The sequence below is a fragment of the Aliiglaciecola sp. genome (assembly GCF_039982535.1).
GTDB lineage: Bacteria > Pseudomonadota > Gammaproteobacteria > Enterobacterales > Alteromonadaceae > Aliiglaciecola.
Genome location: NZ_JBDWYG010000039.1, coordinates 192,947 through 215,197, shown reverse-complemented (window position 1 = coordinate 215,197; position 22,251 = coordinate 192,947). Strand labels below are relative to the sequence as shown.

19 protein-coding genes are annotated in these 22,251 nt (G+C 42.8%); 15 read left to right on the top strand and 4 right to left on the bottom strand.

Annotation, left to right across the window (positions count from 1 at the left end):
* The first annotated feature begins 215 nt into the window (after window positions 1–215).
* The 6 genes from dusB (at window position 216) to ABJV04_RS12620 (ending at window position 5,911) form a co-directional block, all read left to right on the top strand.
* Entirely contained in the window at window positions 216–1,208 is a 993-nt protein-coding gene (gene dusB, locus ABJV04_RS12645; protein WP_348491884.1) for a tRNA dihydrouridine synthase DusB, read from the top strand.
* Between the two features lie 31 nt (window positions 1,209–1,239).
* A complete protein-coding gene (gene fis, locus ABJV04_RS12640; protein ID WP_040523552.1) occupies window positions 1,240–1,533 on the top strand; it encodes a DNA-binding transcriptional regulator Fis in 294 nt (97 codons plus the stop codon).
* 129 nt (window positions 1,534–1,662) lie between these two features.
* Window positions 1,663–3,246 (top strand): bifunctional phosphoribosylaminoimidazolecarboxamide formyltransferase/IMP cyclohydrolase, encoded by a 1,584-nt coding sequence (gene purH / locus ABJV04_RS12635; protein ID WP_348491883.1) that lies wholly within the window; start codon window positions 1,663–1,665, stop codon window positions 3,244–3,246.
* Between the two features lie 776 nt (window positions 3,247–4,022).
* Window positions 4,023–4,244 carry a hypothetical protein gene (locus ABJV04_RS12630; protein ID WP_348491882.1) on the top strand — a complete coding sequence of 74 codons (222 nt, stop codon included), beginning with the start codon at window positions 4,023–4,025 and terminating at the stop codon, window positions 4,242–4,244.
* A 139-nt stretch (window positions 4,245–4,383) separates the two neighbouring features.
* On the top strand, window positions 4,384–5,670 hold the full coding sequence (gene purD, locus ABJV04_RS12625) for a phosphoribosylamine--glycine ligase (protein WP_348491881.1): 1,287 nt from the start codon (window positions 4,384–4,386) through the stop codon (window positions 5,668–5,670).
* Window position 5,671: 1 nt separating this feature from the next.
* On the top strand, window positions 5,672–5,911 hold the full coding sequence (locus ABJV04_RS12620) for a VF530 family protein (RefSeq protein ID WP_348491880.1): 240 nt from the start codon (window positions 5,672–5,674) through the stop codon (window positions 5,909–5,911).
* Here ABJV04_RS12620 and ABJV04_RS12615 read toward each other — a convergent pair.
* Window positions 5,888–6,496, bottom strand: coding sequence for a 3'-5' exonuclease (locus tag ABJV04_RS12615; protein ID WP_348491879.1), 609 nt, complete (start codon window positions 6,494–6,496; stop codon window positions 5,888–5,890). The genes ABJV04_RS12620 and ABJV04_RS12615 overlap by 24 nt on opposite strands.
* Before the next feature lie 74 nt (window positions 6,497–6,570).
* Here ABJV04_RS12615 and ABJV04_RS12610 point away from each other — a divergent pair, with 74 nt between their 5' ends.
* From ABJV04_RS12610 to envZ, 6 genes are all read left to right on the top strand, one after another.
* Entirely contained in the window at window positions 6,571–7,005 is a 435-nt protein-coding gene (locus ABJV04_RS12610; protein ID WP_348491878.1) for an ion channel, read from the top strand.
* Between the two features lie 23 nt (window positions 7,006–7,028).
* The gene (locus tag ABJV04_RS12605; protein ID WP_348491877.1) at window positions 7,029–7,421 is read left to right on the top strand and encodes a hypothetical protein; all 393 of its coding nucleotides are present in this window, start codon (window positions 7,029–7,031) and stop codon (window positions 7,419–7,421) included.
* A 101-nt stretch (window positions 7,422–7,522) separates the two neighbouring features.
* On the top strand, window positions 7,523–8,425 hold the full coding sequence (locus ABJV04_RS12600; protein WP_348491876.1) for a phosphoribulokinase: 903 nt from the start codon (window positions 7,523–7,525) through the stop codon (window positions 8,423–8,425).
* Window positions 8,425–9,408: a Gfo/Idh/MocA family oxidoreductase gene (locus ABJV04_RS12595; protein WP_348491875.1), complete on the top strand. Its 984-nt coding sequence runs from the start codon at window positions 8,425–8,427 to the stop codon at window positions 9,406–9,408. Before ABJV04_RS12600 ends, ABJV04_RS12595 begins: the two co-directional genes overlap by 1 nt.
* 147 nt (window positions 9,409–9,555) lie before the next feature.
* Complete coding sequence (gene ompR, locus ABJV04_RS12590) at window positions 9,556–10,278, top strand: two-component system response regulator OmpR (protein ID WP_348491874.1); 723 nt, start codon at window positions 9,556–9,558, stop codon at window positions 10,276–10,278.
* Between the two features lie 39 nt (window positions 10,279–10,317).
* Window positions 10,318–11,610: a two-component system sensor histidine kinase EnvZ gene (envZ, locus tag ABJV04_RS12585; protein WP_348491873.1), complete on the top strand. Its 1,293-nt coding sequence runs from the start codon at window positions 10,318–10,320 to the stop codon at window positions 11,608–11,610.
* A 40-nt stretch (window positions 11,611–11,650) separates the two neighbouring features.
* Here the strand turns inward: envZ and dgcA are convergent, their stop codons facing one another.
* The 3 genes from dgcA to ABJV04_RS12570 all read right to left on the bottom strand — a co-directional run bounded on the left by dgcA (window position 11,651) and on the right by ABJV04_RS12570 (window position 14,615).
* On the bottom strand, window positions 11,651–12,634 hold the full coding sequence (gene dgcA / locus ABJV04_RS12580; protein ID WP_348491871.1) for an N-acetyl-D-Glu racemase DgcA: 984 nt from the start codon (window positions 12,632–12,634) through the stop codon (window positions 11,651–11,653).
* Window positions 12,631–13,629, bottom strand: a complete 999-nt coding sequence (gene dgcN / locus ABJV04_RS12575) for an N-acetyltransferase DgcN (RefSeq protein ID WP_348491870.1) — start codon at window positions 13,627–13,629, stop codon at window positions 12,631–12,633. Before dgcN ends, dgcA begins: the two co-directional genes overlap by 4 nt.
* An 89-nt stretch (window positions 13,630–13,718) precedes the next feature.
* Complete coding sequence (locus ABJV04_RS12570) at window positions 13,719–14,615, bottom strand: LysR family transcriptional regulator (RefSeq protein ID WP_348491869.1); 897 nt, start codon at window positions 14,613–14,615, stop codon at window positions 13,719–13,721.
* Window positions 14,616–14,933: 318 nt separating this feature from the next.
* On the opposite strand from ABJV04_RS12570, the gene ABJV04_RS12565 reads away from it, so the two are divergent.
* From ABJV04_RS12565 to ABJV04_RS12555, 3 genes are all read left to right on the top strand, one after another.
* The gene (locus tag ABJV04_RS12565) at window positions 14,934–17,978 is read left to right on the top strand and encodes a TonB-dependent receptor (protein ID WP_348491868.1); all 3,045 of its coding nucleotides are present in this window, start codon (window positions 14,934–14,936) and stop codon (window positions 17,976–17,978) included.
* Window positions 17,979–18,043: 65 nt separating this feature from the next.
* Entirely contained in the window at window positions 18,044–19,624 is a 1,581-nt protein-coding gene (locus tag ABJV04_RS12560) for an amidohydrolase family protein (RefSeq protein ID WP_348491867.1), read from the top strand.
* A 7-nt stretch (window positions 19,625–19,631) separates the two neighbouring features.
* Window positions 19,632–22,217: a M14 family zinc carboxypeptidase gene (locus tag ABJV04_RS12555; RefSeq protein WP_348491866.1), complete on the top strand. Its 2,586-nt coding sequence runs from the start codon at window positions 19,632–19,634 to the stop codon at window positions 22,215–22,217.
* The last annotated feature ends 34 nt before the right edge of the window (window positions 22,218–22,251 follow it).

Sequence of the window (22,251 nt, the reverse complement as noted above, 5' to 3'; positions counted from 1 at the left end):
TTGTTTAACAAATAATATTTTGTCAAAACAACAGATTAAAAAACAACTTAAAGGCTGGTCGGGCCATGGAAAGCCACGTCTGTCAAGATCTGGAACGCAAATAAATTACACTTTTGTTTAAAAATTAGCCTTTTCAAAACGGTCAAAAAACCGTAACATAGCGCCCGTTTTGACTAGCCGAACATTTATTGTTCAACATAAGGGCCTATTAACTCATGCAGATTGGTCAGTACGAATTAGACAATAATCTCATGTTAGCACCTATGGCAGGTGTTACAGATAGACCCTTCAGACAAATGTGTAAACGTTTGGGTGCTGGGCTTGTGGTGTCAGAAATGCTGTCTTCTAATCCGAAGGTTTGGAACACAGACAAATCAAAGCAGCGGATGGATCATACGGGTGAATCTGGTATTCGTTCCGTACAGATAGCTGGTGCAGATCCACAACTTATGGCTCAAGCAGCACAATTAAATGTTAGTAACGGTGCTCAGATTATTGATATCAATATGGGGTGCCCTGCTAAAAAAGTTAATAAAAAGATGGCTGGGTCTGCATTGTTGCAGTACCCCAAACTGGTTGAAGAAATTGTTCAATCTGTGGTGAATGCCGTCGATGTACCCGTTACATTAAAAATTAGAACGGGTTGGAACCAAGATAATCGAAACGGTGTAGAAATCGCGAAGATTGCCGAAAACAATGGTATCCAATCTCTGGCTGTGCATGGACGAACTAAAGCCTGTATGTACAAAGGCAATGCGGAATACGAAACGATTGCGAAAATAAAGCAATCTGTATCCATTCCTGTTGTTGCAAATGGTGATATCAGCAGTGCGTTGAAAGCCAAAGAAGTGCTGGAAATGACGAATGCTGATGCATTGATGATAGGTCGCGGAGCCCAAGGCAACCCTTGGATATTTCGTGAAATATTACATTACCTGAACACCGGCGCAGAGCTTCCCGCGCCAACTATTGACGAAGTTCGTAGTGTTTTGCTTGAACACGTCAGTAATGTTCACCAATTTTATGGTGATTTTATGGGAGCCAGAATAGCCCGCAAGCATGTGGGGTGGTATTTAGCAGATCACGACAAGGAACGCGTATTTCGAGCTAAATTCAATTTAATCGAAGATGCTCAAGAGCAACTCGACCAATTGAATACGTATTTTGAAAAACTGGCAGAGTGTCATTCAATGTCACCTGCTGCTTAATTTTTTTTATCAACTAAAGAGCACGATGTTTATGTTCGATCAAAATGTGACTTCACCTTTCACTACTACAGTGACAACTCCATCTCAAACTCAAGCTCAAAAGCCTTTGAGAGATTCTGTTAAACAAGCTGTTAATAAGTATTTAAGACAGTTAGATAACACTGACGTTGAAAATGTTTATGAATTAGTTTTAGCTGAGGTGGAAGCGCCTTTATTGGAAGAGATAATGACTTTCACTCGCGGTAACCAAACTCGCGCAGCTATCATGATGGGTATCAACCGTGGTACGCTTCGTAAAAAGTTAAAGCAATACGGAATGAACTAATGATCGGGTTTTCCCACATTATGTTTTTAGTAACAATTTAATTTAAAGAGCACCTCATGGTGCTCTTTTTGTTTTCGCTATACCTGACTATTTGGTCAACTTAATCTTCACATAATCAAGAGTATAAGAATGACATCTGCTAAACCCATCCGCCGCGCCCTATTAAGTGTTTCAGATAAATCTGGCATCGTTGAATTTGCCACTTCCTTAGTTGAACAAGGAGTTGAACTGCTCTCCACAGGTGGCACTGCCAAATTACTTGCTGACGCAGGCCTTAATGTAACTGAAGTATCTGATTATACGGGTCACCCCGAAATTATGGCCGGCAGAGTAAAAACATTGCATCCAAAAGTTCATGGTGGCATTTTAGCTCGCCGCGGCACCGATGAAGCAGTAATGCAAGAAAATGACATTCAAGCAATTGATTTAGTTGTGGTTAATTTATACCCCTTCGCTGCAACTGTAGCCAATGAAGATTGCTCTTTAGAAGATGCCATCGAAAACATTGATATTGGCGGTCCCACTATGGTGCGTGCTGCGGCAAAAAACCATAAAGATGTGACCATAGTTGTGAATGCCAAAGACTATCAACGTGTATTATCTGAAATGGCCGAGAACAACGGCTCATTAACTTACAAAACCCGTTTTGATTTAGCTATCGCAGCCTTCGAGCACACGGCAGAATACGACGGCATGATCGCCAACTATTTTGGTGCTCGTATTGATTCCGATTCTAGTGATGCAGATAGCGAGTACCCGCGCACGTTCAATATGCAGTTAAGCAAAAAACAAGATCTTCGCTATGGCGAAAACAGCCATCAGTCAGCTGCATTTTATGTTGAGAATCAAATTCAAGAAGCCTCAGTTGCCACCGCTAAGCAACTTCAGGGAAAAGAGTTATCATTTAATAACATCGCTGATACGGATTCCGCTTTAGAGTGTGTAAAAGAATTTGAAGAACCCGCCTGTGTTATTGTTAAACACGCAAACCCTTGTGGCGTAGCCTTAGGCGACGATATATTTACGGCATACGACCGCGCATACAAAACTGACCCTACTTCAGCATTCGGTGGCATTATTGCGTTTAACCGAGAGTTAGATGCTAAAACCGCTCAAGCGATAGTGGATCGTCAATTCGTTGAAGTTATTATTGCTCCTAAAGTGAGTCAAGAAGCCATTGAAATAGTAGCCACTAAGAAAAACGTTCGCTTATTAGAATGTGGTGACTGGTTAGGTCAACTAACTGATGGATACGACTTTAAGCGTGTCAACGGTGGTTTGTTAGTGCAAGAGCGTGATTTCGGGATGGTTGAAGAGCAAGACCTAACGGTTGTCAGCAAACGTCAACCTACAGCAGAACAGTTAAAAGACCTTATGTTCACTTGGAAAGTGGCTAAATACGTTAAATCCAACGCCATTGTGTACTGCAAAGATAGTATGACAATCGGTGTGGGCGCAGGGCAAATGAGCCGTGTCTATTCTGCCAAAATCGCAGGCATAAAAGCCGCAGATGAAAACCTTGAAGTAAAAGGTTCAGTAATGGCATCTGATGCATTCTTCCCATTCAGAGACGGTATCGATGCTGCAGCAGCAGCGGGAATAGTTGCAGTGATTCAGCCAGGTGGTTCAATGCGTGATAACGAAGTCATTGCCGCAGCGGATGAACATGACATTGCTATGGTGTTCACTGGCATGCGTCATTTCAAACACTAAGCTTCTGTAAAAACATAATCTTAAAATCCGGCTATCGCCGGATTTTTTTTGCCTCAAAAATATGTCTTTACCTTAGGCCCCCGTAGGCGGGTGCTTTAGCCCCGTGCAGGTTGGCTGTGTTTTACCCCACAGGCTGAAGCCCGTGCTACAGAGAAATAGATTAACTTGTTCATCGTCTGTAGGCGGGTGCTTTAGCCCCGTGCAGGTTGGCTGTGTTTTTTTCATGGCCTGAAGGCCATGCTACAGAAAATAGATTAACCTGTGCATTGTCTGTAGGCGGGTGCTTTAGCCCCGTGCAGGTTGGGTGTGGTTTTTCCCACGGGCTAAAGCCCGTGCTACAGAAAAAAGATTAACCTGTGCATCACCTGTAGGCGGGTGCTTTAGCCCCGTGCAGGTTAGCTGTGTTTTACCCCACAGGCTGAAGCCCGTGCTACAGAGAAATAGATTAACCTGTGCATCGCCTGTAGGCGGGTGCTTTAGCCCCGTGCAGGTTTGGTGTGGTTTTCCCCCACGGGCTGAAGCCCGCGCTACAAAGAAATAGATTGGCGGTTGAATCCCGTTTGCAGGTGTTCAACCTTCTGTAAACGGAGGACGGATCGAAGAACTTTGCAAATGACACAGCTAAGTAGTATTTTTGACTAATTAATCGTGCTAAAAACCAGAACAACAAAACGATCAATATACAAGCATTTGATTTTATTGTATTTTTCAATTGGTATTCAATTTGCTTTTATAAGTATCAAAGCACACAACGACAGTCTCAAAGAGGAAGATATATGGACATTTTACTAGTATTTGTTTTACCCATTGTTATTTTGGGGATGGTTTTTGCGCATAAACAAAAAATGATGGATGCAAAGGTAAAATTAGAAGCAGGGTCGGGCAATGTGGCGGCCTTAGAAGCTGAATTGAAAGCAATTAAAGAACGCCTTAACACCCTTGAGGCTATTGTTACCGACGACAAATATCAGCTTAAGCAGGAATTTTCCAAATTATAATCTGCTAATTAATAACCTAGAAGCAAATTCACTATAAAAAGCGTGCAGTTAAACACGCTTTTTGCGCTTTTATTCTGTACAATTCCCACCATTATGAAGCTCCATTCCTTACTCAATCAGTTAATAAGATAATCGATTCATGAAAATACTTATCATCGGCGGCGGTGGTCGCGAACACGCTCTAGCATTCAAATCAGCTCAAAATGACTATGTAGAAACCGTTTATGTAGCGCCTGGGAACGCCGGCACCGCAATAGAAGATAAATTGGTCAATGTCGATATCCAAGCAGACGACGTCGGCGGGTTACTCGAATTCGCAGAACAAAATGCCATTGATTTAACCATAGTAGGTCCAGAAGCTCCATTGGTCATAGGCGTAGTTGATGCATTTCAAGCCAAAGGCTTAACCATTTTTGGGCCGACTAAGGCTGCGGCACAGTTGGAAGGCTCAAAAGCCTTTACTAAAGATTTTCTTGCCCGTCATAAAATCCCAACAGGTGACTATGAAAACTTTACTGAAATTGAACCTGCTCTGGCATATTTAAAACAAAAAGGTGCACCAATCGTTATTAAAGCCGACGGTTTAGCCGCGGGTAAAGGCGTTATTGTTGCCATGACTGAACAAGAAGCTGAAGATGCTATTCGTGATATGTTAGCAGGAAATGCTTTCGGTGACGCCGGTAGCCGTGTGGTTATTGAAGAATTTTTAGACGGTGAGGAAGCCAGCTTCATCGTAATGGTAGATGGTAAAAACGTCCTGTCTTTTGCCACCAGCCAAGACCACAAGCGTGTAGGCAACGGTGATACCGGTCCGAACACTGGCGGCATGGGAGCGTACTCGCCGGCACCTGTGGTAACACCTGAAATCCATCAGCGAATTATGGACGAAGTGATTTATCCCACGGTGGAAGGCATGGCAAGTGAAGGCAATCCTTATTCTGGCTTTTTATATGCTGGACTGATGATTATGGCTGACGGTACCCCCAAAGTTATTGAATACAATTGTCGATTCGGTGACCCTGAAACTCAACCTATCATGTTGCGCCTACAATCAGACATTGTTGATCTTTGTTTGCAAGCCACAGCTGGCAAACTTGACGAAGCCAATATTAAATTTGATTCTAGAGCGGCTGTAGGCGTGGTGCTAGCGGCAGGTGGTTATCCTGGCAGTTATGCAAAAGGTGAAGAAATTCTAGGGCTTGATCTTGCCTCGCAAACAGAAGGCAAGGTATTCCATGCTGGTACTAAATTAGTGGACAATAAGGTCACTACTAATGGTGGACGAGTATTGTGTGCCACCGCATTAGGAAATTCAGTCACAGAAGCACAAAAAAATGCCTATAATTTAGTCAATAAAATTAATTGGGACGGTATGTTTTATCGAGATGATATTGCTTATCGCGCCATTGCTAGAGAACAAAATTAAATTGGATACTAACGATAACAAACCAGGCAAACAGGGTGATCCGTTACACGGCATCACCCTGAAAAAAATGCTTGAAGAGCTACAAAAAGAATATGGCTTTGAGGGCTTGGGTTGGAGAATTAAAGTAAAATGCTTTATTGAAAACCCGAGTATGAGCTCTAGTTTAAAGTTTCTTAGAAGAACACCTTGGGCTCGTAAAAAAGTTGAAGAGCTATATTTATCTACGTTCTGTAAGAAGTAGATCATCGATAGTAAGCGCACGCTTACGTAGCCACATATCAAGGGTCGCAGCCAAGCTTCGCACATCATAAAGCGCGTTGTGAATGTGACCCTGCAATGCTATTCCGTGGAAACTCGCCAACCCACCACTTGATTGCTCAAATCCCGGCAAACCTAAATTACGAATAATCAACTGCAAGTTGTGAAAACCACATCGAAAATCAGGAAACTCTAAAGCATATAACTCACAGTTTTGTTGCAATACAGACAAGTCATTGCCCCATGAAAATATAGGGATATCACCTTGATTACAAAATAGATGAAATTGCTTTAATGCAGAGGCAAAGTCGACACCCATTTGCTCAATCGTAGTTTGTTCAATACCCGTTAAATCGATTATGTAATCACTAAGTTGAGGATTAATGGTAGGACGTATTAATTCATTGAAGCTAGCCAGTGTTGAAGCCGAGTCACTGCTAATCCGCAATTTTACAGCAGCAATTTGAATGAGTTCCCGATGTTCCCAGCTTTCAGACCAATTACGCTGCTTAGAGCCCAACCAAGCGGTAAACTCCGTATCAAACAGCACACACTCAATAACTTGCATCAATTTTCACAAAGCATATAGTTAGTTTAGTCATAAACTAATAATGTCGCACAAATACTTAAAGTCAAACCATTATGTTAAATCAAATAGTAGTAGGTTCGGTCATCATCATTTTAACAATTATTGTTCAAGTGATATTTTTAGGTATTTTATCCTCGAAGTTTGAGCTAATACGTCAATTAGAATCGAAAGATTATAAACATATCAAAAGCCCCATTATCATTATATTGTCGGTGTTATGGTTAGTGTTGGGCATCACTATCGATATGTGGATTTGGGCGTTTGCGTTCTTGTTTGTGGGTGAATTCAACGAGCTTGAAGAAGCCCTTTATTTTGCCATCGCCTCTTTTACTACCCTTGGGTTTGGAGATGTCATTTTAAGCCATCAGTGGCGAATTATGGGCGCACTAAGTGCGGTAAATGGATTGCTGGTATTTGGCTTGAATGCCGCATTCTTAGTAGAGCTAATGGGAATTACTTGGGGTAAATCCAGACATAAAAGAAAATAGACAGACTCTAAGGTGAAATTAAGATGCTAACAAAAACACTATTTGAAACCTTTGCTGTTATAAAACCTAACCTTTCAGTGGCCACAGAAGATGTTACTGAACAGCTTTATCAACAACTAGATCAACAGTATGCGTCGTTTAAAAATCACTCCTTAGTTGCTGCCCATACTTTTACCGAAAACTGGCAGACCTGGGAAATGCACCCAACTGGCGATGAATTAGTCGTTTTAATGTCTGGGCAATGTGAATTAATTATTCGCATAGGAAACGCCGATAAACATATAGCGCTTAAACAGCAAGGTGACTTTGCCGTAATTCCCAAAGCCCATTGGCATACCGCTCATTGTGACAAGCGAACAAATTTACTATTTATAACACCCGGCGAAGGAACCCAGAATTCAAGCGCTCCAATCTAGCCTCATTTACTTGTTGAATTAGATATTGTCAGCGTAAATGACTTGACCATTGAGCTCGCCTTGCTTATAACTAATGGTCCTTATTCCTCGAAACGTTCACTATGTCTGTAAAACACCCAATTATTGCAATAACAGGTTCCTCTGGAGCAGGTACAACTACGACAACTAATGCTATCAGGCATATTTTTCGTAATTTAACTGTTAACGCGGCCTCTGTTGCGGGCGATAGTTTTCACCGCTTCACACGACCAGAAATGGAAGTTGAAATACGTAAAGCCCAAGAGCAAGGTCGACACATTAGCTATTTTGGTCCAAGAGCTAACGACTTCATCATGCTCGAAAAGCTATTTGCTCAGTATGGTGAAACAGGTACGGGTCAACACCGCCAGTATTTACATACTTTCGACGAAGCAGTTCCATTTAATCAAATGCCAGGCACCTTTACGCCGTGGCAGGACCTTCCCGAAAACACCGACTTGTTGTTTTACGAAGGGTTACATGGCGGGGTTACAACCCCAGAAGCCGATGTCGCTAAGCATGTTGATTTACTTGTGGGCATGGTACCTATTGTAAACCTTGAGTGGATTCAAAAGATTATTCGAGATACCACAGACCGCGGTCACACGCGAGAAGCAGTGATGAGTAGTATTGTGCGTAGTTTGGAAGATTATTTTCATTATATTACTCCGCAGTTTTCCAATACCCATGTGAATTTTCAGCGGGTCCCAACGGTCGATACCAGTAACCCCTTCAGCGCTCGAGAAATTCCCACGCAAGACGAGAGTTTTGTAGTAGTAAGATTTCGCCGCGAAATGAGAACCGTGGATTTTCCGTACTTATTAAAGATGATTGATGGCGCTTTTATGTCGAGAATCAACACCTTAGTGGTTCCTGGCGGTAAAATGGGATTAGCCATGGAGTTGATCTTGTCGCCATTAATTGAAGAGCTTTTAGAACGTAAACGCAAAGCTGGTTTTCAAATGGATTGGGTTAGCAAAGATTAATGGACAACCAATCTGACTCAATTCGTTGGGGAATGATTGGTTGCGGCAGTGTCTGCGAAAAGAAAAGCGGCCCTGCCTATCAGCAAACTACAGAATTCGAACTATACGGAGTATGCGCTCGCACACCAGGAAAAGCGCTAGATTTTGCCTCACGCCATAATATCCCCCATCATTATACCTGTGCTCAAGCTATGATTGATGATCCAAATATTGATGCTGTTTATATAGCGACACCACCAGATAGTCATTGTGATTTGGCATTAAAGGTCGCCAAAGCAAACAAAATTTGCTGCATTGAAAAGCCGATGGCGTTAAATTTCGCCGAAAGCAAAAAAATAGAGAATGCCTTTGAATCTCAGGCTCTACCTCTTTTTGTCGCTTATTATCGGCGCTCCTTACCAGGTTTTATAACGCTCAAAAACATCATCGAGAGAGGGTTAATTGGTGATGTTAGGCATATATCTTGGCAATACAGCCGCTTTCCATCTGCTAAAGATTTAAGTCAAACTCCTAACTGGCGTACCGACAAAAGTGTTGCCCTTGGAGGATACTTTGACGACTTGGCTAGTCACGGTTTAAATATCATGACGTTTTTGCTGGGACCAGTAAAACAAGCCCAAGGAATTTGCGGCAATCAACAGGGTTTATACACCGCCCACGACGCCATCGTTGCCAACTTATTGTTCGAATCTGGTGTAACTGGCATAGGAAGCTGGAACTTCGGCGGTCATATATATCAAGACAAAGTACAAATACTCGGTAGTAAAGGTCATCTAAAGTTTGCTATTTTTGGTGACAACCCAGCAACTATTTATACAGACAAGGGCAGCGAAACCATAGCTATGCCTACACCTGATCCAATTCAGGGCCCGTTTGTGCAAGCCATAGCTGAGCATTTAAAGGGGGGAAATAGCCATCCCAGCCAAGCTGCTATCGCCAGCCATACCAATTGGATCATGGACAAAATATTGGGTGTGTTGTAACAAGGTTTTTATTAAATGTTGTTTATACGGCTTCTCACAAACAATTTGTAACACTCCACATAACATTGTTACTTAGCTAATCTTTTGAATTCCCTAGTATTCATTTATAGTGGTGTGATTAACGGGTATTTCCTTTTGAGGGTCGACATGGGACAAGAAACACAGAAAGTATTGGTTGTTGATGATGATATGCGCCTACGTAGCTTGCTAGAACGCTACTTAGTAGAACAGGGCTATCAAGTTCGTTCAGCTGCTAACTCTGAGCAAATGGATCGTTTATTAGAACGCGAGAACTTTCATTTGTTAGTACTGGATTTAATGTTGCCAGGTGAAGATGGCCTCTCAATCTGTCGACGTCTACGCCAAAAAGAAAATGAAATTCCAATTATAATGTTGACCGCTAAAGGTGATGAAGTAGACCGCATCATTGGTTTAGAAATGGGCGCTGATGACTACCTGCCTAAACCCTTTAACCCTAGAGAACTACTGGCCCGAGCTAAAGCCGTACTACGTCGTAAAACCAACGAAGCCCCAGGTGCGCCCTCGCAAGAAATGCAGATTGTGGAATTTGGTAAGTATAAATTGAACCTTGCCACCCGCGAAATGTTTGCAGACGGGGAAGCCCTTACCTTAACCAGTGGCGAGTTTGCGGTGTTAAAATCCTTAGTAACCCACCCTAGAGAGCCGTTATCAAGAGACAAACTAATGAACTTGGCCAGAGGCCGTGATTACAGTGCATTAGAGCGTAGCATTGATGTTCAAGTATCGCGTTTACGTAGGATGCTTGAAGTCGATCCTGCCAATCCCCGTTATATTCAAACTGTTTGGGGATTAGGATATGTATTTGTACCCGATGGCGAAGCGCAATAAATGTGTTTACCCCAAGTTAGTTAGGTTGAATCAAAACTGGTGAGAATCTTTCCTAAAAGTGCATTTGGACAAACCGTCTTATTAATTGGTGTATTGCTGCTGATTAACCAAGTGGTGTCCTATCTATCAGTCACTTATTATTTTATCCGGCCTAATTATCAACAGATAAATTCATTAATCGCCAAGCAAATTAACATGGTGTTTCTGGATGAGGTCGATTACCTCAATCCGCAAACCCAAAGTCACATTTTTGATGCTACAAATATTCGCATATACAGCGAAAAACAAGCTGTGGAAAGTGGATTGCAGCAGGCTATTTATTACCAATTTTTCTCTCGTCAGATTTCCGATTTACTCGGTGGAGAAGCAGACGTTAGGATCTCAGCCTCAGAACCTTTCTTAATTTGGGTAAACCCGCCACAAGATCCAAACGTGTGGATATCCATTCCCATGGCAAGCTTTAGTGAAGGCGATATCTCTCCCCTTACCATTTATTTGATCGTCATCGGTATTTTGAGTGTCGCTGGCGGATGGATTTTTGTGCGACGCTTAAACAAACCCATTCACGCCTTACAAATGGCAGCGCTAGAAGTAGCTAAGGGAAAGGTCCCGGCACCATTAGAAGAAGAAGGGGCAAGTGAGTTAATTGCGGTCACCAGCGCGTTTAATCAAATGTCGAAGGGTATTAAGCAGTTAGAAGATGACCGCGCGCTATTAACTGCGGGCATTTCCCATGATTTGCGCACCCCTTTAACGCGCATACGATTGGCAACAGAAATGCTGCCCGACGAACAGCTATGGATAAAAGATGGAATCGTCCACGACATTGAAGACATGAACGACATTATCGATCAGTTTATTCATTATGTGCGTCAAGATACCCGAGAGCGTCGTGAGATGTTGTCTTTGAACGAGTTGATTGAAGATGTTGTGCATGCTCGTAATATTCAAGAAAATTACCACATCGATACGCAATTAACTGAACTACCTAAGGTGATGATAAGACGGATTGCAATCAAACGAGTGTTAGATAACCTCATTGAAAATGCCTTTCGTTATGGCAGTGAAAACATCCTGATTACTAGCTATCATGATAAGCGTAATAAACAGGTGTATTTTGAAGTCCGAGATTACGGCCCTGGCATCCCCACAGAAAATATTGAAGACTTGTTTCAGCCATTTACCCAAGGTGATAAAGCCAGAGGTAGTGGTGGTTCAGGACTCGGCTTAGCCATCATCAAACGAATTGTCAGCCTTCATAAAGGTAAAATCGAACTGAGTAACCATTCCCAAGGCGGCTTAGTAGCCAGAGTGTCATTACCAATTAGTTAATGCTCACCTGCTCTATTACAAGTGACTCAGCTTATGCTTCTTAACCCCATAAAGGTTGGCTATTTATCGCCATTTCGCCATCTACAAATGCAAAACCACCCGGGCGGTCGTTAGCAATTAACGCTGGCCCATCGAGGTCAATAAAGTCCGCATCGCCAGCCAATAGGTATGCTGGCGCCATAGCAAGAGATGATCCCACCATACAACCTATCATAACGTTTAGATTATGCTGTTTAGCCAACTTCATTAACTTTAAAGCTTCAGTCAATCCACCAGTTTTATCCAATTTGATGTTTACCGCTTGATATAAGGGAAGCAAACGTTCCAAGTCATCTGCAGTGTGACAGGACTCATCAGCACAAAGTGGAATACTCGATTGAAATCCAGCTAAAACCTGATCCTTACCACTAGGTAAAGGCTGTTCAATTAATGCCACGTTACAGGCGTGTAGCGGTTCCACCACCTGTGTTAGCAATTCAAGACTCCATGCTTCATTGGCATCAACAATAATCTGACTGTTAGGACAAACAGCATGAATAGCCTGAATTCGTTGCACCACATCCTGTTCATCTAACTTTACTTTTATCACTTTATTGTGTTTTAGCTGTTGCGCCGCTAACGCCATATTATCCACAGTGTCGATACTAATGGTTTGCGCACTATGACAAGACGAGCATAGTGACACCCCAACCAGCTCAGCAACGCTGCGCCCTTGTTGTTTCGCCCGCAAGTCCCAAAGGGCACAATCAAAGGCATTTCGAGCCGAACCTGGAGCTAATAACTGGCTTAGTTCACTATGCTGCTCGGTACTGACAATTTGATTTTGAACACCTTTTAGCTGTTCACAAACACTCTCAATGGTTTCGCCATAATGGGCATAAGGGACAGCTTCACCCCATCCACGATATTTACCATCAGTGATAGACACAACCACCACTTCCGCACTCGTTTTAACCCCACGGGAAATACGAAAAGCGGATTTCAGAGGAAAAGACTGAGTACTAATATTAATTGCTAAGGTCATAACAGGTTATCTACAATTGAGGTGACACCGTGGCGAATGGGATCAGAGCAGGGTAAGCCGGTTTGCTGACTAATTGATTGGCAAATTTGCAGGGCTTGCTCAGCATCCACCGAGGAAGTGTTGATGGCAATGCCCACCACTCTAGCTTGGGCGTTGGTTAACTTTGCATGGGCCAAATTGAGATTAATGGTTTGTTCAATTGTGGGTAAGGGCTGTAACGGGAGGCCGCGCATGTGCTCCCGACCTAGTGCATGACAAACCACCAGCGAGTCAGGTTGTGACCCGTGCAATAACCCTAAGCTTACGCCAGCGAACGCTGGATGTGACAAAGAACCTTGTCCTTCTATAATATCCCAATGTTCTGAGCTGTTTTCTGGACTAAGACTTTCTGCTGCGCCGGAAATGAAATCGGCAATAACACAGTCAATGGCAACTCCATCACCCGAGACCAGCACACCACTTTGGCCGGTGGCCCTAAAAGTGGCAGGCACTTGGCGGCGCTGAATTTCGTTTGTGAGGCTAAGGGTTGTATACATTTTACCCACGGAACAGTCTGTCCCCACGGTCAGCAGACGATTACCAATGCGCTTTTTACCTGTTCCGGTTTTAAACCGAGTAACCGGATGGCGAATATCAATTAACTGTAAATTAAGGGCCTTGGCTTTTTGCTGCAATTCAGGAATATCGGTGAGTTTATCGTGTAATCCACTGACAATATCCATACCGGCATCCATAGCTTCCAGTATGGTGGGAATCCATTGAGGGTCGAGGAATCCACCGCTATTGGCAAACCCTAGCACGAAACTTTTTGCGCCAGCTTGAGCCGCTTGCTGAATATTCATAGCAGGACAACCTGTAGTCACAGTGCATCCAGGTAATCGGTATTCTGCTAAGCATTTTTCTGGACTCCAATCAGCAGCACTGCGAGCCATTTTAATGCTAAGGGAATCCGTAGCGTTTCCTACAAATAGCAAATACGGATAGTTAATATTCATCAAGATTCCTTTAAAATAGATATTACTCCATGGTAAAGATATTTTGGCTTAACTAAATTAGTTTGATTTGGGTGAGTCATAACTCTAGGTTATTGTTGTGTATTGACTAGCGCCAGTTCGGCCCTCACAAAATCCAAAAAGTGCTCACAAATCCGAGATAGGGGTCTGGTTTCCAAATGTAACCCTTTAATTTTGAAATCGAGAGCCGGATTAAAAGCAGAGACACCAATATTATCGGTAATATTGCTCATGGCGGTCAGCTTATCAATGGTGCAACATCCCACCCCTTTATCCACCAAACTCGCGGCAATGAAATAGGTATCAACCTGCATATTACTGTGGGTTTCCATTCCTAACGACTCGAAGCGACCTAAAACTAAATCCCCAAGCGGTCCACTGTCCCAAATACTAATCAATTCATGCTCAGCGAGAGACTCAAGATTAACTTTTTGGCTATTCTCGGGAAATGATTTTTTAGGGTATAAAATGACAACTTCACTGGTCCCTAATTCAACTTCTTGGATCCCCGGTAGAGGAGGAGAGGAATACAGCAGCGCTAAGTCACACTTATGTTCCAATAAGGTTTGCAGGGCATCATCATTGTGCATAGTTTGTAATTTAAACTGGACATGGGGATGCACTTCTTTAAATTTAGCAATGGCGCGAGGAATAACACCAAACCCAAGTCCGGGGGTTAGCGCTATATCAATGATGCCACTATCACTTCGATGAATATTTTCAGCTAACGCATTTATCGAACGAAGCTGTTTATATAGTTTATCTATCTCCGGAAAAAGGGTTTTGGCCTCGCTTGTGGGGATCAGTTTTCCTTTATTACGTAGGAATAGATCAAACCCGAGCTGTTGTTCTGCATGAGACAACACTTTAGAAACGGAAGGCTGAGATACATAGAGTAATTTAGCCGCGTTAGTTATTGAACCTGTTGTGTAAATAGCATGAAATACTTCGATATGACGTAAACGCATTAACTTCCCCAAGTTGGAATCGTCGCAGGATAACATAAGGGTGATTTTGACAGCATTAACATTTGCAGTGTCATGGCCTCTTAATTTAAAATTAAGAAACTGCAAAAAACATTACAACTTGAAACACTAACCTAAGCTTGCTGCACACAACAATACTTGCCAAGTAGAAATACAGAGTCTTTCTACACCAACCCATAACCACAGGCTATAACTAGCAGATTATTTATCAATTGTGTTGAGAAACATAATTGTAGAGTGTAGTAGCCGCAAAAATAATAAATTTCTAAGTAAATTAGGAAGAACCTAGGAAAACACATAATGCCAAAGTCCAACACATCTCACTACCGAAGAAGTAGACTAAATATTGCGATACTCGCTGCCATCGGATCACTTTCCATTTCTGGCTTAGCCACAGCACAGCAGCAAAATGATCAAGCTAATCTATCCATTGAAAAACAAAACCAGCAAACTAGCGTAGAACAAGTTGCTCCTAAGGTTGATGGGAAGGACGAAGCTAAAGACGTAGAAAAGATTATTGTCGTAGGTTCTAGCATTAAAGGCGCAAATATAACCGGTGCGTTACCTGTTACATTAATTGACGCTGCTGATATAGAAGCGATTGGCGCAACCTCAGGAATTGAATTATTCGCGTCTATTCCGAGCAATGGTAATGTCAACTTTAATGGTAACGACGTAGTCAGCGGTGTATACCAATCCCGTGGTGATGTCGCATCAATTAACCTGCGCAGCATTGGTACAGGTAACACCTTAGTGCTGTTTAATGGCAGAAGAATGGTGCAACACCCAGGCACACAAACAGAAAACTCTGTACCAGTTACCACCGTAAATATGAACTCTATTCCTGTATTAGGAATCGACCGAGTTGAGATCCTACACGACGGTGCCGCCGCTATTTATGGCTCTGATGCCGTAGCAGGTGTAGTAAACACTGAAATGAGTAAAGATTTTGCTGGCTACAAATTCGACGTCCAGTATGGCCAAGCAGAAAATACCAGCAGAGAAAAAGTAAACTTAAATGCTTTAGCGGGCTGGGATATTAACGATGGCATGACCAATATCACCACCGCAGTAAATTACTATCATGGTTCAGAAGTCATGGCCTCTGAACTAGATTACGCCGCAGATGCGGATAGACGCAGCTATTTAGTGGGCACAGATTGGGAAGGAGACACTAACTTCCGCAATACATCTACCACAACCCCGTGGGGTCGATTTGATGCCACTCAAGCAGTGACTGGCCTTACATCTTCTGCAGGACGTTTTCACATTGAGCCCGTTGATGCTACAGACACAAATCAGCAATGTGTTCTGGACAATGGTTTATGTGTAGATAGCGGCAGTATTACCACCAATACGCAAGCCTACAATACCAATAGCGTACGTACTATGATCCCAGAAACGGAGCGATTAAATACCTTCGTTTATTTAAATCATGAACTAAACGATGAGGTTAGCCTGTACGGTGAACTTGGTTATTATTGGGCAGAGTCCAACTCTCAACGTGCTGAGACCGCCACACTAACCTCCGCTCCAGTTACCATTGCTAACACTGCTTACTGGAACCCTCTAGGTAGTGGTCCAAATAGAATACCTGGATATGATACGCCCGCTGAAGGTTTAGACATTTCAATTAATGCTTACCGCGTAGTAGATGCCGGAACCCGTAAAATCAACGTGAAAAATACCTCTTTCCGTGTTTTAGGTGGTGCTACTGGCTCATACAATGATTGGGAATGGGACTCTGCAGCCCTTTATTCTGAAGCTAAAACCGTTGATACCACCCATAACCGTATTAGTCTAAGTTTGTTCCAAGATGCAGTAAATCGTCTAGATGATACTGCTTATAACACCTTTTGCGGCGCAACTTGCAACTCCCAAGAAACAATCGATAGTTTCCTGATTGATGTAAGTCGTTCAGGGGAAACCGGCTTAGGTCTAGTGGATTTCAAATTTTCTAACGCAAACCTTTTCAGTTTGCCAGCAGGCAATGTAGGTGCAGCTTTTGGTACCGAATGGCGCTATGAAAGCTTCGAAAATATCTATGATGACAGACTAAACGGTACGACGGTTTACACTGATAGTGTCACAGGCGCAGCATACGCAACGGATGTAATGGGTTCCAGTGGACAACCAAATTCAGATGGTTCACGTAACGTGTTATCAGCCTTCGTTGAGTTTGCAGGTCCATTAGTTAATCCTGAAATGGATATTCCACTTGTACATAAATTGGACTTCCAAGTGGCTGGTCGCTATGAGCGTTATAATGACGTTGGTGATGTATTTAAACCCAAAGCAGTTTTAAGCTGGTATCCAGTTGAGTCTGTGCAAATTCGTGGCTCATACGCCGAAGGCTTCCGTGCGCCTAACCTAGAACAATTGCACACGGCTAGCACCACGCGAGTAAACTATCCAATTGATTACTATCGCTGCCAAGCACAAATTAACAAGGGTGAGTTAGACAGCATCAGCCAATGTAGCAGTGGTGATAGTGCTGAAAACATTCGTTACGGTAACACCGAACTGAAACCAGAGAAAGATTACAACTACGGTTTAGGATTGGTGTTTACTCCTGAATTTATCGATAATCTAACCTTAACTACAGATTACTGGCGTATCGAACAAGAAGACTTAATTGGTATTCGCTCTAATCAAAACATTGCTGATTTAGATTATTATCAACGTTTAAATGGTAGTTCTAATCCAAATGTTATTCGTGAAGAAGCAAATGCCGATGACATTGCGTTTTATGAAGGTTCAGGTTTAGAAGCCGTGGGCGATATGACTGAGATTATCGGTTTATTCGAAAACCTAGATTCTCGTGTCACAGAAGGTCTCGATATTGGCGCTTACTATAAGTTAAACAATACAGAAATCGGTGATTTCTCATTCAAATTTAACGCTGCTAAATTATTAAAAGCGTACCAATCAATCGATTCTGAGTCGGCAAAACTACAAGAGCTAGGTTTGACTCTAGACGACGTGGGTGACTTAATTCAGTTAGACGGACGACCTGAATGGCAAGCAAGTGGAACAATCACTTGGCGCTATAATAATTGGGGTGCAGGGGTTTATGGAAAATATGTTGGCGACTTCTACGACACCGGCGCAGTTAACGATACCTCTGGTGAATTTTGGTTAGTAGATAGCTGGACAACATTTAGTGTTTATGGTCAATACACCTTCGAACAAGGATCATTGGAAGGGACAAAAATGCGTCTAGGCGTACGTAATCTTTTCGATGAAGCACCACCTTTGGCCGATGAAACTTATGGTTACGAAGCCAGCTTACATAGCGCAGAAGGACGTTATTTCTATCTTAATGTAAGTATGAGTTTTGATTAAATAGCGTTTTTACACTTTAATCGGGCGACTTAGTCGCCCTTTTTCACAATAGAGTACCCTACAAAATGTACCAAAATTGCCAATTGCGATTCTTTTCACTGATTCTTCTCACTATCACCTTTTGTGCCGCTTGCACGCAAAAAGCTGAGCAAATTGACATCATTATCACTGGTAACAACATCTATAGTGGTAATGAACAAACTCCCTTTGCTGGTTATATTGGGATAGATCAAGGCAAGATTTCATTTGTAAGCGACTCTGTGCCTGAACATATCACAGCAATTACCAACATAGATGCTGGTGACAACATCATTGCCCCCGGCTTTATTGATACCCATACCCATGCCTGCAATGATTTTGGTAAAGGCGAACCCAATTCCAATATCAACTACACAACTCAGGGTGTGACCACTGTTTTTTGCAACGTCGATGGCGGCGGTAATGTGGATGTTGCCGGAACACTGAAACAATATGAAGAACAAGGTATTGGTACGAATGTCGCCTTATATGTTGGTCACGGTTCCATTCGTAGAGCGGTTATGGGAATTGAAGATCGCGTCCCAAGCAATGCTGAGCTTGAAGAAATGAAAAACCTAGTTGAACAAGCGATGCAAGCTGGAGCTTTGGGACTATCTACAGGTTTGTATTATGTTCCGGGGAATTACGCTATGACCAGTGAAGTCGTAGAGTTGGCAAAAGTGGCAGCCCAATATAACGGCGCATATGACAGTCATATTCGCGATGAAAGCAGCTATAGCATAGGCCTTGTGAATGCTATTAAAGAAGTGATTCAAATTGGTGAGCAAGCAGATATTCCAGTCCATGTCGCCCATATCAAATCCCTTGGTGTAGATGTGTGGGGGAAAAGCGCCGAGGTTATCCAACTTATTAACGAGGCTAGACAACAGGGAATTGATGTAACCGCAGATCAATATCCGTGGCGCGCTTCTGGCACTAGTGTGGCAGGTAGCTTAGTTCCCAGATATATCATGGCTGGCAGCAAAGAAGCTTACATGGCCAGAATGAAGGATGACTTTTTGTGGCCAGCACTACAATTAGAAATGGCAAAAAACTTGCGACGCAGAGGTGGGGCTGAATCATTATTGATTAGCGATCCTAAACGTCCTGACATACGCGGTAAAACTCTTGCCGAGGTCGCTAGTTTGTGGGAAATGGAGCCCATTGATGCGGCTCGCAAAATTATTATAGAAGGTAATGCGCGAGTAGCCAGTTTCAATATGTCAGATCAAGACATGAAAGCCTATATGACCCAGCCTTGGGTCAACACGTCTTCAGATGGAAGTACAGGTCATCCCCGCAAATATGGTACTTTCCCGAAAAAGTTTCGTGAATATGTTAAACAAAAAGGCTGGTTAAGCACCCAAGAATTTATTCAACGTAGTACTTACCTGCCAGCTCAAACCTTTGGATTAAAAGACAGGGGCGAATTGAAAGCCGGTTATATAGCCGATATTGTCATATTTAATCCCAATACCTATCAACATAAAGCTAGTTACCTGCACCCCACCGAACTGAGTGAGGGAGTAGAATGGCTTATATTGAATGGCCAAGCTGTCATTGAAAATAGCGTAGTCAATCAGACCCTTGCGGGGCAACCTATTCGTCAACCTTCAGTATCAAGGTAAAACAACCATGCAAAACATTCTTTTCACCTTCGCCACTGTAGCGCTTCTATTTTCTGTCTCAGTGCAGCATAAAGTATTCGCTGCACAGCAAACTGACAGCCTATATACGGCCAGCACTGAGTTTGATCCAAAGATCACCACTCCGAAAGATTTTTTGGGTCATGAGTTAGGCCAAAAAATGGTGCAAAATAATATGATGACAGCGTACTTTCGTCAGTTGGCAGCGCAGTCTGAGCGGGTCAATTATGAAGTGATTGGTTATAGTCATGAAAACCGACCTATTGTCACCTTAACTATCACCTCTCCTAAAAATATGGCGAACTTGCCTCAGATTCAAGCAAATCATATGGCCATGCAAACAGCCGACAAAAAAAGCACTATCAGTGCAGATATGCCGGTAATTAGTTGGATCAACTTTGGTGTTCATGGTGGTGAAGTCAGTTCAACAGACTCTGCCATGCCCGTTGCCTACCACCTTGCAGCAGCCCAAGGCCAAGAGATTGATTCGTTATTGGAAAACAGTGTCATTCTGCTCACAGCTAGCTTCAACCCAGATGGTAATACTCGTGAGTCTACTTGGAATTGGCAATATTCGTCTAATGTGGTTATTACCGATCCAAATCATGCTTTACATGGTTCCCCTTGGCCTTCAGGCAGAACCAATCATTATTGGTTTGACTTAAATCGACAGTGGATGTTGCAACAACAACCTGAACCCGTAAGTTGGGTGAAAAAATTCCATCAATGGCGGCCTAACATAGTCGCAGATTTCCATGAAATGCGTTCATATAAAACCTTCTATTTCCATCCTGGAGCGCCAGACCGTGTTCACCCACTAATTGATGATCAGGCCATGGAACTGCTCAATGAAGTAGTGCAAGGACCCCGAGACTTCATGGATAGCGAAGCTAAACTGTATTTTAACCAAGAGTCATATGATAATTTTTATTTAGGCAAAGGCGCTACATATCCCCATTTATTCGGCAGCTTAGGCATATTATTTGAGCAAGCAAGTTCAGCAGGAATTCTGGAAACCCCACGAGGTCTGCTTTCGTTTCGAGAAAATATTCGCACCTATTATCATGTCGCAATAGCACTGCTGGAAAATGCGGCAGAAAAACGTCAAGCATTGCTGTCTTTCCAACAAGATTTTGTCCGTAATTCAGAAAAAATGGCAGATCGAGACGACATCAAAGCTTATATTTACAGTGCCCCTGAAGATCCCGTCAGACTATTCCATTTCAATCAACTGTTAACCCGTAACAAAATCCAGATTAAACCACTGGCGAAAGATTTTGAGGTTAACGGAAAAACATTTCGTAAAGGTGAGGCCTTTATTGTTGAGTCTGAGCAAGAAAATTACCGGATGCTCAAAGGCGTATTTTCAAAAATTACCACCTTTGAAAATAACACCTTTTATGATGTCTCTGGCTGGACCTTACCGTTAGCCTTTGGCATAGACTTCGAACCTTTGACCCGTACAAGGTACAAAGCCGATTCAGCCATAACAGTGGAATTTCCATCCCAGCAGCCGCCGAGTAAAGCAACGGTTGCGTATGGGTTTGACTGGAGCCATTACAATGGCCCGAAAGTCTTATACGAATTACTCGAGCAAGGCTATCTACCTCGCATTGCCACTAAACCTTTTACCGCTCAAACCGACTCAGGTAGCCAATCCTTTGGCCGTGGCAGTGTAATTGTTCCGGTGAACAATAAAATTAGCGGTTACTCCAATGCGAATAGCGACAACTTGTATAAAATAATGCAACAGGCTGCCATTCAAGATGGTGTTAAAATCCATGCCCTAAACAGCTCCCATACCAGTAGCATTGGCATGGACTTAGGCAGTAATAGTTTAGATGCAGTTAGCTTACCAAAAGTCGCGTTAGTAATTGGTGCTGGTATGTCTCCCTATCAGGCTGGTGAAGTATGGCATTTACTCGACAAACGTATGCAGATACCAGTTACTTTGATTGAAAAACAGAGGCTATCCAACGTAGATTTGTCAGCTTATACCCATTTGGTTATGACCAACGGCAAATATTCAGATATCAGTGATTCATTGCAGAATAAGATCACAACATGGGTACGAAACGGCGGTGCCTTGGTGGGAATTGGCGATGGTGCGCGCTGGGCTGGATTGAATCTATTGAACCTTACTTTGGCCGATATTGGCAAAGGTAAATTGGCCTCACAACCGCGAATAGATTATGCAGATAAGTCGATGGTCAAAGCACAAGACATTATCGGTGGAGCAGTGATGGCTGGTGATTTGGATATTAGCCACCCATTAGGTTACGGATATACCCGTCGAGAAATTGCCAGTCAGCGCAGTGGATTGTTAGCCTTTGAACCGCCTCAAAACCCTTACGCCAGTGTGGTTAAGATTACTCCAGATTCCCTTTTAAGTGGTTATGCGTCGGCTGAAAATCAACAAAAGTTAGCGGGCAAAACCAGTTTAGTCGCAGAAAGAAAAGGCAAAGGTAGTGTGATTTTATTTACTGACGATCCGAACTTCCGAGGCTATTTTTACGGTACCGAAAAACTGTTTTTAAACAGCCTGTTTTTCTCAACCCTTTTTAGCGCACCTTAGCGAATCATCAAGGGCCCTAAAAAGACCATAAAAT

Excerpts from the sequence above, each read along its gene's own strand:
- ABJV04_RS12565 (WP_348491868.1), top strand. The coding sequence starts at position 14,934 with ATGCCAAAGTCCAACACATCTCACTACCGAAGAAGTAGACTAAATATT.
- ABJV04_RS12615 (WP_348491879.1), bottom strand. The coding sequence starts at position 6,496 with ATGCAAGTTATTGAGTGTGTGCTGTTTGATACGGAGTTTACCGCTTGG.
- ABJV04_RS12600 (WP_348491876.1), top strand. The coding sequence starts at position 7,523 with ATGTCTGTAAAACACCCAATTATTGCAATAACAGGTTCCTCTGGAGCA.
- ABJV04_RS12605 (WP_348491877.1), top strand. The coding sequence starts at position 7,029 with ATGCTAACAAAAACACTATTTGAAACCTTTGCTGTTATAAAACCTAAC.
- dgcN (WP_348491870.1), bottom strand. The coding sequence starts at position 13,629 with ATGAATATTAACTATCCGTATTTGCTATTTGTAGGAAACGCTACGGAT.
- ABJV04_RS12555 (WP_348491866.1), top strand. The coding sequence starts at position 19,632 with ATGCAAAACATTCTTTTCACCTTCGCCACTGTAGCGCTTCTATTTTCT.
- ompR (WP_348491874.1), top strand. The coding sequence starts at position 9,556 with ATGGGACAAGAAACACAGAAAGTATTGGTTGTTGATGATGATATGCGC.
- ABJV04_RS12610 (WP_348491878.1), top strand. The coding sequence starts at position 6,571 with ATGTTAAATCAAATAGTAGTAGGTTCGGTCATCATCATTTTAACAATT.
- purH (WP_348491883.1), top strand. The coding sequence starts at position 1,663 with ATGACATCTGCTAAACCCATCCGCCGCGCCCTATTAAGTGTTTCAGAT.
- ABJV04_RS12630 (WP_348491882.1), top strand. The coding sequence starts at position 4,023 with ATGGACATTTTACTAGTATTTGTTTTACCCATTGTTATTTTGGGGATG.
- purD (WP_348491881.1), top strand. The coding sequence starts at position 4,384 with ATGAAAATACTTATCATCGGCGGCGGTGGTCGCGAACACGCTCTAGCA.
- ABJV04_RS12560 (WP_348491867.1), top strand. The coding sequence starts at position 18,044 with ATGTACCAAAATTGCCAATTGCGATTCTTTTCACTGATTCTTCTCACT.
- ABJV04_RS12595 (WP_348491875.1), top strand. The coding sequence starts at position 8,425 with ATGGACAACCAATCTGACTCAATTCGTTGGGGAATGATTGGTTGCGGC.
- dusB (WP_348491884.1), top strand. The coding sequence starts at position 216 with ATGCAGATTGGTCAGTACGAATTAGACAATAATCTCATGTTAGCACCT.
- fis (WP_040523552.1), top strand. The coding sequence starts at position 1,240 with ATGTTCGATCAAAATGTGACTTCACCTTTCACTACTACAGTGACAACT.
- ABJV04_RS12570 (WP_348491869.1), bottom strand. The coding sequence starts at position 14,615 with ATGCGTTTACGTCATATCGAAGTATTTCATGCTATTTACACAACAGGT.
- dgcA (WP_348491871.1), bottom strand. The coding sequence starts at position 12,634 with ATGACCTTAGCAATTAATATTAGTACTCAGTCTTTTCCTCTGAAATCC.